Below are 9,186 nucleotides of genomic sequence, written 5' to 3'. Positions count from 1 at the left end.
GCCGATGCCGCCGGATCTCATGCGGCCCGACATCATCGTCCCCTTCGTGATGTATTGCGCGCTGCTGTTGTGGGTCGGCCGCGGCCTGAGCTGGACGGCCAAGCTCGCCACCGCCGCCGTGACGCTGGTGCTGATCATCTGCGTGCTGCTGGTCGAGCGCGGCTGGCGCTAGGCACCGGCCAGAACAAAAACTGCGAAAACAACCCCATGCACAGTAGCCGTCAAGTCCCGGCGCGACGCTTGGTGCGTGCGCCGTGACGACGATTCATCGCGCGCTCAGCGCAGCTTGGGCCGCGCCGCCGGCTCACGACATCGGCGGTGCGACAAACTGGGCAAAACCGGGCCGCTTGCCGAGCTCGGCGAGCCAGCGGGTCAAATGCGGTTGCGCCGGGCGGGTGATGCCCTCGACGCCGAGCCAGCGCCGCGCATAGGCGCCGATCGCGATGTCGGCCAGCGTGAACTGGTCGCCGTCCATAAAGCGGCGCGACGAGAGCAGGCGGTCGGCGATGGCCCAGACCTCGGCGGCGGCATCGGCATCCCGCTGCACCTGGATCATGTCGCGCTCGGCGGGGGCCGTGCGCACGATGCCCCAGAACACCGGGCGGTCGACCGGCTGCACCATCGACAGCGTCCAGTCGAGCCAGCGGTCGACGCTGGTGCGTAGCTTCGCGGCCTCGGGATAGAGCGGCGTGCCGCGGCCATGCGCGAGGCAGAGATAGCGCATGATGGAGTTCGATTCCCACAGCACGAAGTCGCCCTCGACCAGCGTCGGGATCCGCGCGTTGGGGTTCATCGCGAGATAGTCGGGCTCGCGGGTCCTGCCGAAACTCATGCCGGCGTCGATGCGCTCATAGGGCAGGTCGAGCTCGGCGAGGCACCACAGCACCTTCTGCACGTTGACCGAGTTGGCGCGGCCCCAGATCGTCCGCTTGGTGTCCGGCATGAAGTCCTCCCGCATTTCGCTTTGGCGCGCGTGATAGCGGAATTCCCTGGCGGGAGCGACGGCGATTGCGGCGCGCCCCTCATGCAAAAAGCTCCGCCGTCGGCGGAGCTTTCATTGCAAGCCAAACTTGGCAAGTTGAACCTAGCAAGTTGAGCCTGGCAAATCGAACCCGGCAAATCGAGCCCGATGATCAGTGGCCGAAGAACAGCCACAACAGAATGATCACCGGGATCGGCACACCAAGCATCCACAGCAACAGTCCTCGTCCCATTGCGTCCTCCTCCAATCGTTATGTCGGAGGGACAACACGGGTAGCGAGGGCTGGTTCCTGCGTCGCGGCCCTACCAGTGGCCGGTATTCGGCATCGACGACCAGGGCTCGGCCGGCGCCTTCGGCTCGCCCTTCTGCAGCAGCTCGATCGAGTGCAGATCCGGCGAGCGGACGAAGGCCATGTTGCCGTCGCGCGGCGGCCGGTTGATGGTGACGCCGGCCTTCATCAGCTGCGCGCAGGTTGCGTAGATGTCGTCAACCTCATAGGCGAGATGGCCGAAGAAGCGATCCTCGCCATACTTCTCCTCGTCCCAATTGTAAGTGAGCTCGACCAGCGGCGCGCCGCGCGTTTGCGGCTGCTTCTTCAGCGCCTCGAGATCGTCCGCCGAGCACAGGAAGACGAGCGTGAAGCGCCCCTTGTCGTTCTCGATCCGCCGCACCTCCTTCAGTCCCAGCGCATCCTGGTAAAACTTCAGCGCGACATCGAGATTGCGCACGCGCAGCATGGTGTGAAGGTATCGCATGGTTGTTGCTCCCTTGAACGGAGGTGTTTTGGTTTGGGCCGGAACGGCGGGGACAGGAGATAGCAGGAAAGTGGGACGAGGGGCAGGGGGCGCAGGCACATGTGCGTGAGGAAGAGACGGTGGGTGCGGTCAGCCAACTCAGCATGGACGGACAAGCCGTAGCGTCAGCCGGGACACGCAGATGAGTTCAATGCGCTGTCAGCGGAATTCAGCGCTTCTCGTCAATGAGCAAGCCCGGTCCTGCCGATGAACCATCCTCATTGTCACGGTCACTAATGCCCATATCTGGAAGGTATTTCGCCGTGAAATGGTTCAAGCGATATGCAATTGGCTGCCTGATCTGGTTGATCCTCGGCGGCATCAACGATGGCTACAGACGGCCCGGCGAAGACATGCGTTGGGGCGCTATCGTCATGGTGGCGGGTCTTTCGCCAATCGTGACCGCCGTCATCGTTGGCAGCTCTGTTGGCGAGGTTGCGCACAAGATCAATGAAGGGAAGCTGGGGTGACCGACGTGTCCGATACCCAGAAACTGATGCCCGCACTCTCGACGCCTAGGCGCGACCTGCTGAGGCGAGAAATATATAGGCAATTCGGAGTTGATGGTCGAAAGACGCTCTTCTTGCTCCTTCTCCTTTTCGCGATCCCCGCGGACGACTGCTCCGCGCAGACACCGCCGCCCCCAGTCGACGAACATGCGTTCGAGCGCGTGCCGCCGACGGTCGTGAAGAGATTGGCGACCCGCTTTTCGCTAGGCGCGTTCGCCGGCCGCTTCGAAGAGACGCGGCTCGGCGCGGTTCGCGAAGCCGTGGGCGAAGGGACCATCCGACACCAAGGCGACGCTGGAGATAGCATCTATTGGCTGTGTTATCGGCGCGCGCAGCATCGATTATGGGTGGTGTCCAGCGGAGAGATGGGCGGCCCGGACCATCTCGTCACGGAGATCGTTGAAGAGCTCACCGAGCAAGACGCCGGGGCCTCGGCCGATTGCGCCATCATCCCGGAAAAATTCTCGCCCGTCGTCCTCGACAGCAAGCTGCATTTAGGTATGTCGCGTCAGGAGGTAATCACGGCGTTGGGACCGCCGTCGAAGTCGGAAGCTGCTCAGATCGTGTATTCTCACGAGGGAAAGCTCGCAGACGGTTTCGATGAGACCGCTTGGCTCATTCTCGGATTTGGTGAGGACAAGCTCGTGTCCATGCGCGGGGGCAAGACCACGACGAATTGAAGTGGCTGGAGTTACGGTGACAGTGCACTCAATTGGCGTTAGCACCAAGCCGTCGGCCGAAGCCCCAGAGTCAGTATGGGTGGCGATCGGGAATCAATTTAGTGCACTGTCACCGCAACGGCGCTACAAAAAATGACGAGGGAGGCCTAAGTTAAGGTTGGGGATGTCGATCTGTCGATAAGCAACCTCGACTTGCGCCCCCTTATCGGCCGTGCAGAATAGAGCCTTTGGGAATACAGGTTTGGGGGAGTAATGAAACTGCTTTTGACAGCGATGGTCGCTGTGCTTTCCGCTATCAACCCGGCTGCTGCTTTTTGGGACAATCCTCTAGAACGTGCGACAAAACTTGGAAACTTCGGCATTCATGATGTCTATCGATCGATACAGTGTGAGATTGGACAGTTTGGCAGATACGCCACGAAGAATAGCGTGCCGATGGCGCCTGCCTTACAGGCCCAATACGCCTTCACGCAGTCCATCGATGTATCTTCCAAGGTTAGCTTTAGTGCGGAATTGGGAATCAAGATCGCCCAGATACTTTCAGGGCCGGGTGTAACGCTATCACTCGAACAGATCACCAACCGCACGAAGACCTCCAGTGACAGCCTGAATGTCAACACGGCCAACGTGGGGCAGTGGTGTCGGGGGACCGTGCCGGTCGAAGTCTATAATTGTCTCGTCGACGCTCGCGACAACTTGCGGACTGGCAAAGCAAAGTGCAGCTCCACGGTCACAGCTCACGGCATCTTGAGCGCCAATGGCAAGTTCATCATTTGGTATATCAATGTTGGTCCCGGTTTCGACTACGACGTCAAGCAGACTTATACGATAAGCATCGAAGCGCCGCCGCCAAAAGATAAGTGACTATAGGGGCAATTCGGCGCCCTTTATATTTCGATCCCATTGCCGTTCTCAGCGTGGCAACGGCCGGGCGCGTTCTTGACGACGGCGGCTATGCGCGGCCCTGCTCGCGGCGAACTGCCCGGCGTCCGGGATCGAGGTGTGTGGGCTTGGTGCCTGATGCCGAACCACGTTCATCTCATCCTGGTTCCTTCCGCCGCGGACGGGCTGCGTCGCGCACTTGCGCGCGTGCACCGGTCCCACGCGGGTGCGGTCCAGGCGCGACGCAAGCGGACGGGCCACTTCTAGCAGGGGCGGTTCGGCGCGGTCGCCATGGACGAAAAGCATCTTGCAGCGGCGTTGCGCTACGTTTCGCTTAACCCGGTGCGTGCCCGATTGGTGCAGCGGGCTCAGGATTGGCGTAGGGCGAGCACGCGCGTGCATCTGCGCGGCAAGGACGACGGGGTGACCGCGCTCGCGCCGATCAGGGAGCGCCTCCCGAGTTCTCCGACCTGCTCGACAGCGCGCCGTAGGCCGACCTGTTTGTCCCTCTGCGCGCTGCGGAGTGTATCGGCCGGCCGCTCGGGGACGACCGCTTCATCCCCGCATAGAGCGGCTGACCGGGCGGCTCCTTAAACCAGCCAAGAGCGGACCGAAGCCGCAAGCCAACAGGGTGGCGCTGGCGAATGAATTTGATGCACTGTCACCGTAATTCCTTCGGTGACCCATCAGAGTACACTTCTCCCGACGCGCAGCCTCACGGCTCAGGAACAGATTGCTAGCGCGGGCGGTCTACTTTGACCCTAGCGTTTGAAATTACCCACGGTTAGCCACACGTCACCAACGGTATCGACCTTGAACTTAAGCTTAGTCTGTAGCCGCCGGACGAGGTTTTTGCGGCTAGATGGCGAGCCGTCGAAGTGGACCATGTGCTTCCCTGCGATATCGCTTATCTCGCGGATATCACCGACCTGAACGAGGATGGTCTTGTCCGAATGCGCGCCAAGCGCAAGGCCAGCCTCGAAGATGACGTTAGGTCTCGGTTGCCCCTCAAGCGTGTGAAGGTGATTTCGCTTATCCCGCGCCCCCACGAAGCCGGGCTTTAGTTTTGCTTCTTCGTCGGGTGATAGGAGGACCATCACGCCCTGAGCTTTTTTCATGGCGTTGTTGATAACGTCGCCGACAATGGGATTGGCGCCGCCGCGCGCTCGGTCGATGGCATGCTCCCATTCTATGGGGTTGAGCCCCACAGCCATGAGAAAGGCGTACATGTCATCGGTGAGCTTTTTATCTCGGCCGTGAACTATGAAGATCGAGTTGTCCCGAGTGGCTTTCACTTTAGCCGGTTTAGCCGCCCTGGCCGCACTTGGCGGCGCTGCCGGTGCTGCGGGTGTAGCCCTCTCTCGGTGCGATCCGGATGGAAATCGCATCTCGCGCAAATCTTCCGGCGAAGCGTGTCGCCTGTAACCCAGCCCGGCATCCCTAGCGACGAGGAGCGAGGCGATGTGGTTATCCACACCGTGCTCATCCGCTATCTTGTAGATGAGCTGATAAGCTCGTGCCCTCTTGATGCCGAGCTTGTCCATGATCTTTTGGAAGAGCGCTTGGTCAATGCGTGCCATGGATTATTTACGTGCCTTCTTGGCTTTCCGAGACTTGAACCGCATCACCCGAAGGTAACTATCGCTTATTCCCAACACGCTGTTTATTTCAGGGTCGGTAAAGCGAATGCGCTCCAGCAGTTTTGCCGCTTGCTCGGTCTCCATCTCTTTCGTGACCATGATGGCTAAGAGGCTGGCAATCTTCTGCAAGGGGTCTGCAGGCGGAGGAGCCTCAACGTCGCGCCTTTTTCTTGGTGCCACGCCCCTTCCTCCCATTTTTAGCTTTCCGTCCGGCCATAACGGATACGGATTTGGCAGAACTCCCCACGGCTTCAGCGGCGGCATCTTGAGAAAGGCCCAAGCCCTTCAAGAACTTCACCTTCGCCAGGATGCCAGCCATCTTGTCAGGGTCATCCTTTTCAGCCTGCTTGAGACACAGGTACGCAAGCGACTTGCCAATCACGGCGAGCCATTCGGCTTGCTCGTCTCCAGTTTGTGCCACGGTAAAACCCCGGAATGTGATGCGAATCAGATGGGTATTGCAACCTCAGGAGAATTATAGGGCGTCTACAGCGCAGCAAGTGAAAGAGATAGCTTATCCACATACGGCTTGCCCGCAGCACGCCCGCTGTGACCATAATCAGTTTTCCTGCCACGCGAGCACATCGCACAGGAAAGTCCGAAGTCGGGAAACAGCCGAATGGGCATAACCCCGGCATAGGTTGAGACCAGGCCACCGTGTCGAACAACGGAGCCGAGGAGAGGGCGTTAGGAGTCTGTTTGGCCGTTTGTCCTTGCCGCCGCCCAATCGAAACATCTGCACCATTGAAAAGGCCCCTGAGCGGGGCCTTTGTTGTTTACCAGCTTAGTCGATGCTGGAGCCGTCCTGGATGTGGGCGCCAGAGCTGAAGAAGCTCTTCGCATCCGGGTTGGCTTGCCCTTGGTGAAAGCCCATGTTCGCAACGCCCACGATGAGCGCGGCGACGGCGATAAAGAGTACCATTGTCGTTTCTTCTCGTTGATTTATCCTCGCCTCGCGGCATGCGCGTATAATGACGCGATTGCAATCGGCTGTCACGACAGTGTAAAATGCTGAATTATCTGATGAGGCGCGCGATGGCGGACATTTTCGGCAACGTCATGATCGGAAGCGGTTTCATGGTGGCTGTCCTCACCTTGATCGATTTTCTGCTGACGGACGCGCAAAGAAAAAGACTAAATGACAAGGCCCTATCGGCGTGGGTGTGGCTGGATGACAACCGCTCGGTAAACTTTCTAGATAAGTTCAAGGATCGCGACGGGCAGGTGCAGGTGTCTGCCTGGATCCACGGGTTCATCCTAGTGGGAACGAGCATTTCAACTCTCCTGTCATGGTTTGCGGGCGGGAGTGAATGGCGATTTTTCGCTGCACTGTGGGTCGGCACCGTAATTGCTGCGCCAGTTGCAATATGGATTGTAAATCCGTTCCTCTTGAGTTGGATTACGAACGGCGACAAACCATTGCAATACTTCCTGCGCTCAACGGTGTCGGTTGTGCCGATCCTCTTTAGTATCGCTATGTTTCCTGCATCGTCAGGAATCATGCTTGTTGGTCCCGACTCCAGTAGGTTCTTGGCGCGAACTCCGCCAATCCAAGCAGCGCTCCTCGGGGCGTTCATGCCGACGGCGTCAATTCTTCTATATTTGTGGTACATAAATATCGCCCTCTTTCTCGGATGGATTATTTCCATCGTCGGTTTCGGTTCAAGCAGGTTCGTTCTTCAGAGAGTTGTAGAGCATCCTAAGGGAGTGGTTTTGGGTCTCAGTGCGCTTGCAGGGCTAATTGGAGCGCTTGCCAAATCGCTGTTGGGCAAATGATTGCTCGGCATTTCCCTCTGTGTGCATAATAATATGTGTCCAAGACCGGTCGACCATCCGACTACAAACCTGAGTATGCGGACCAGGCCGCGAAGATTTGGAAATTACGGTGACAGTGCACTAAATTGACGCCATCCGATTTCGCGATCAAGATGCGGCATGGCCCGTCTTGCCCGTGTCGTTATTCCCGGTCATCCGCACCATGTCACCCAGCGCGGCAATGGCCGGTCGCGCACGTTCTTCGACGATGGCGATTACGCGCTCTATCGTGACCTGCTCGCCGCAAATTGCGGCGACGCCGGAGTTGAGGTGTGGGCCTGGTGCCTGATGCCAAACCACGTGCATCTCATCCTGGTGCCGTCCGATCTCGACGGGCTGCGCCGCGCACTGGCCCGTGTGCATCGAAGCTATGCCGGCACCATCCAGGCGCGACGCAAGCGCACGGGTCATTTCTGGCAAGGTAGGTTCGGCGCCGTCGCCATGGACGAGCGCCATCTTGCGGCGGCGCTGCGTTACGTGTCGCTCAACCCCGTGCGGGCGCGGTTGGTGCCGCGCGCGCAGGATTGGCGGTGGGCGAGCACGCGTGCCCATCTGCGCTGGCGGGATGACGGCCTGACCGCGCTGGCGCCGATCCGCGATCGCTTCCCGGATTTTGCCGATTTGCTGGCAACTGAGCCGGAGCTGAATCTATTCGGCGCGCTGCGTTCCGCCGAAAGCATCGGCCGCCCGCTTGGCGACGACCGCTTTCTGGCTCGCATCGAGCGCCTGACCGGACGCGTTCTCAAGCCGGCGAAGCGCGGGCCGAAGCCATCTACGGCAGATGATGAATGAGGTCAGCTAATTAAGTGCACTGTCACCGTAATTACGCGCGAGGACATGACACGACGCGGCTGCAACATCAAAAAGGAGGATTGCGATGCGCGCGCGACAGCTACGTCCCTTGGCTAGCTCACTTGGCTAGTTCACTTGGCGTAACCCTGGGAACGGAGCCAGGCGATCTTGCGATCGCCGTTGATCCAGTCGTCGGCATCTGCCTTGCTGGCGAATCCGGTGATTTCGCGCTGTTCGTGGTCGGGGTAGTCCGCCAGTATCTTCCAGTCGCTGTCTGAGAGGCGGACGGTTTTGAAGGTCACTTTTGCTTTGGCCATGCCGCACTATGCAGGGAATTCTCTCAAAAGTGAACCCGCTTGCGGCTGGCTCGGCGATGATGGCTGTTTATGAGTGTCGAGCAGTGACCTTGCCAGCAACCTATCGAACCGGCGCCCGCAATGGTCAAACCCTCGGCAGTTGAACCCCGCCAGAGTTAGGGCGACTAAACGCCATGTCCGCTTTCTTTGCAGAACTCCTGTTTGATCTCGTCAGAAGCCTCGTTGGTAACTGGCTGAGGCAGGTTGCGGTGGCGGTTTGTGCGTGGCTCGATACGAAGATTCACGGCCGCGCTGCACGCCTCGTCGTGGGCGGCCTTCTCGGGCTCGCCGCCTATTTCCTCATTCCTGTTTTCGCCGGGCTGCTGGGGTTTTGATGCTCTCCGTGAAGGCAAACCTCATCATCGCATTGGCCATCGGGGCGCTCATCTCGTCGGTGCTCCTCGCCATCGAGCCGCTGACCGACTTCGCTTTTCTTTCGCTGGAGTGGCCCGGCATAAGCGCAGCGTATTTGTTCTGGGGAGCGGTCGGAGGCTCCAGCTTCGCAGGGATTGCCATTTCCTGGCTCGTGAATGCACTCACCTACGCTCTCGGTGCTTTTGCCGTTCTCAGCGTTATCAGCGCCCTCCGGCTGCTGGCCGGTCCGAATACTTGAGACGCGCGGCGACCTCCTGGAGCTCATGAAGGCTGATCCGGACAAAGGCGCAGCGGAGATCCACGCCATGATGAGGGCGGCATGAAGCGCTGGCTTCAAAGGCTCGGAAAGATTGCGCGGGTT

15 protein-coding genes are annotated in these 9,186 nt (G+C 59.5%); 8 read left to right on the top strand and 7 right to left on the bottom strand.

Annotated elements, in window-relative coordinates:
* The first annotated feature begins 4 nt into the window (after positions 1-4).
* Complete coding sequence (locus tag IVB46_RS30340) at positions 5-172, top strand: hypothetical protein (protein ID WP_014495480.1); 168 nt, start codon at positions 5-7, stop codon at positions 170-172.
* 132 nt (positions 173-304) lie between these two features.
* Here the strand turns inward: IVB46_RS30340 and IVB46_RS30335 are convergent, their stop codons facing one another.
* Both IVB46_RS30335 and IVB46_RS30330 read right to left on the bottom strand, forming a co-directional pair.
* On the bottom strand, positions 305-943 hold the full coding sequence (locus IVB46_RS30335; RefSeq protein ID WP_247310614.1) for a glutathione S-transferase: 639 nt from the start codon (positions 941-943) through the stop codon (positions 305-307).
* A gap of 341 nt (positions 944-1,284) precedes the next feature.
* Positions 1,285-1,737, bottom strand: coding sequence for a VOC family protein (locus IVB46_RS30330; protein ID WP_014495478.1), 453 nt, complete (start codon positions 1,735-1,737; stop codon positions 1,285-1,287).
* Between the two features lie 302 nt (positions 1,738-2,039).
* Here IVB46_RS30330 and IVB46_RS30325 point away from each other — a divergent pair, with 302 nt between their 5' ends.
* From IVB46_RS30325 to IVB46_RS30315, 3 genes are all read left to right on the top strand, one after another.
* Complete coding sequence (locus tag IVB46_RS30325) at positions 2,040-2,246, top strand: hypothetical protein (RefSeq protein WP_247310611.1); 207 nt, start codon at positions 2,040-2,042, stop codon at positions 2,244-2,246.
* Positions 2,243-2,965 (top strand): hypothetical protein, encoded by a 723-nt coding sequence (locus tag IVB46_RS30320; RefSeq protein ID WP_247344105.1) that lies wholly within the window; start codon positions 2,243-2,245, stop codon positions 2,963-2,965. Before IVB46_RS30325 ends, IVB46_RS30320 begins: the two co-directional genes overlap by 4 nt.
* A 252-nt stretch (positions 2,966-3,217) precedes the next feature.
* Positions 3,218-3,829, top strand: a complete 612-nt coding sequence (locus tag IVB46_RS30315) for a hypothetical protein (protein ID WP_247344102.1) — start codon at positions 3,218-3,220, stop codon at positions 3,827-3,829.
* Positions 3,830-4,608: 779 nt separating this feature from the next.
* On the opposite strand, the gene IVB46_RS30310 is transcribed toward IVB46_RS30315, so the two are convergent.
* The 4 genes from IVB46_RS30310 to IVB46_RS30295 all read right to left on the bottom strand — a co-directional run bounded on the left by IVB46_RS30310 (position 4,609) and on the right by IVB46_RS30295 (position 6,409).
* Positions 4,609-5,427, bottom strand: a complete 819-nt coding sequence (locus IVB46_RS30310; protein WP_247344098.1) for a TIR domain-containing protein — start codon at positions 5,425-5,427, stop codon at positions 4,609-4,611.
* Positions 5,428-5,430: 3 nt separating this feature from the next.
* The gene (locus tag IVB46_RS30305) at positions 5,431-5,616 is read right to left on the bottom strand and encodes a hypothetical protein (protein WP_247310598.1); all 186 of its coding nucleotides are present in this window, start codon (positions 5,614-5,616) and stop codon (positions 5,431-5,433) included.
* Positions 5,617-5,638: 22 nt separating this feature from the next.
* Positions 5,639-5,908, bottom strand: coding sequence for a hypothetical protein (locus IVB46_RS30300; RefSeq protein WP_247310594.1), 270 nt, complete (start codon positions 5,906-5,908; stop codon positions 5,639-5,641).
* A gap of 363 nt (positions 5,909-6,271) precedes the next feature.
* On the bottom strand, positions 6,272-6,409 hold the full coding sequence (locus tag IVB46_RS30295; protein WP_247310586.1) for a hypothetical protein: 138 nt from the start codon (positions 6,407-6,409) through the stop codon (positions 6,272-6,274).
* An 86-nt stretch (positions 6,410-6,495) separates the two neighbouring features.
* On the opposite strand from IVB46_RS30295, the gene IVB46_RS30290 reads away from it, so the two are divergent.
* Both IVB46_RS30290 and IVB46_RS30285 read left to right on the top strand, forming a co-directional pair.
* On the top strand, positions 6,496-7,263 hold the full coding sequence (locus IVB46_RS30290; protein WP_247310582.1) for a hypothetical protein: 768 nt from the start codon (positions 6,496-6,498) through the stop codon (positions 7,261-7,263).
* 159 nt (positions 7,264-7,422) lie between these two features.
* Positions 7,423-8,094 (top strand): transposase, encoded by a 672-nt coding sequence (locus IVB46_RS30285; protein WP_247310580.1) that lies wholly within the window; start codon positions 7,423-7,425, stop codon positions 8,092-8,094.
* A 131-nt stretch (positions 8,095-8,225) separates the two neighbouring features.
* Here IVB46_RS30285 and IVB46_RS30280 read toward each other — a convergent pair whose 3' ends face one another.
* The gene (locus IVB46_RS30280; RefSeq protein ID WP_028151001.1) at positions 8,226-8,411 is read right to left on the bottom strand and encodes a hypothetical protein; all 186 of its coding nucleotides are present in this window, start codon (positions 8,409-8,411) and stop codon (positions 8,226-8,228) included.
* 173 nt (positions 8,412-8,584) lie between these two features.
* On the opposite strand from IVB46_RS30280, the gene IVB46_RS30275 reads away from it, so the two are divergent.
* Complete coding sequence (locus IVB46_RS30275; RefSeq protein WP_247310569.1) at positions 8,585-8,785, top strand: hypothetical protein; 201 nt, start codon at positions 8,585-8,587, stop codon at positions 8,783-8,785.
* The gene (locus IVB46_RS30270) at positions 8,785-9,063 is read left to right on the top strand and encodes a hypothetical protein (protein WP_247310559.1); all 279 of its coding nucleotides are present in this window, start codon (positions 8,785-8,787) and stop codon (positions 9,061-9,063) included. The genes IVB46_RS30275 and IVB46_RS30270 overlap by 1 nt, the downstream gene beginning before the upstream one ends.
* The last annotated feature ends 123 nt before the right edge of the window (positions 9,064-9,186 follow it).

This window comes from Bradyrhizobium sp. 61 (assembly GCF_023073075.1).
In the GTDB taxonomy this organism is placed as follows: Bacteria; Pseudomonadota; Alphaproteobacteria; order Rhizobiales; family Xanthobacteraceae; genus Bradyrhizobium; species Bradyrhizobium barranii.
The sequence above is the reverse complement of the archived record's forward strand: the minus strand, read 5'-3'. Positions and strand labels throughout refer to the sequence as shown.

Coding starts and splice junctions, on each gene's coding strand:
- IVB46_RS30330 (WP_014495478.1), bottom strand. CDS start 1,737: ATGCGATACCTTCACACCATGCTGCGCGTGCGCAATCTCGATGTCGCG.
- IVB46_RS30285 (WP_247310580.1), top strand. CDS start 7,423: ATGGCCCGTCTTGCCCGTGTCGTTATTCCCGGTCATCCGCACCATGTC.
- IVB46_RS30295 (WP_247310586.1), bottom strand. CDS start 6,409: ATGGTACTCTTTATCGCCGTCGCCGCGCTCATCGTGGGCGTTGCGAAC.
- IVB46_RS30270 (WP_247310559.1), top strand. CDS start 8,785: ATGCTCTCCGTGAAGGCAAACCTCATCATCGCATTGGCCATCGGGGCG.
- IVB46_RS30310 (WP_247344098.1), bottom strand. CDS start 5,427: ATGGCACGCATTGACCAAGCGCTCTTCCAAAAGATCATGGACAAGCTC.
- IVB46_RS30315 (WP_247344102.1), top strand. CDS start 3,218: ATGAAACTGCTTTTGACAGCGATGGTCGCTGTGCTTTCCGCTATCAAC.
- IVB46_RS30290 (WP_247310582.1), top strand. CDS start 6,496: ATGCTGAATTATCTGATGAGGCGCGCGATGGCGGACATTTTCGGCAAC.
- IVB46_RS30340 (WP_014495480.1), top strand. CDS start 5: ATGCCGCCGGATCTCATGCGGCCCGACATCATCGTCCCCTTCGTGATG.
- IVB46_RS30275 (WP_247310569.1), top strand. CDS start 8,585: ATGTCCGCTTTCTTTGCAGAACTCCTGTTTGATCTCGTCAGAAGCCTC.
- IVB46_RS30280 (WP_028151001.1), bottom strand. CDS start 8,411: ATGGCCAAAGCAAAAGTGACCTTCAAAACCGTCCGCCTCTCAGACAGC.
- IVB46_RS30335 (WP_247310614.1), bottom strand. CDS start 943: ATGCCGGACACCAAGCGGACGATCTGGGGCCGCGCCAACTCGGTCAAC.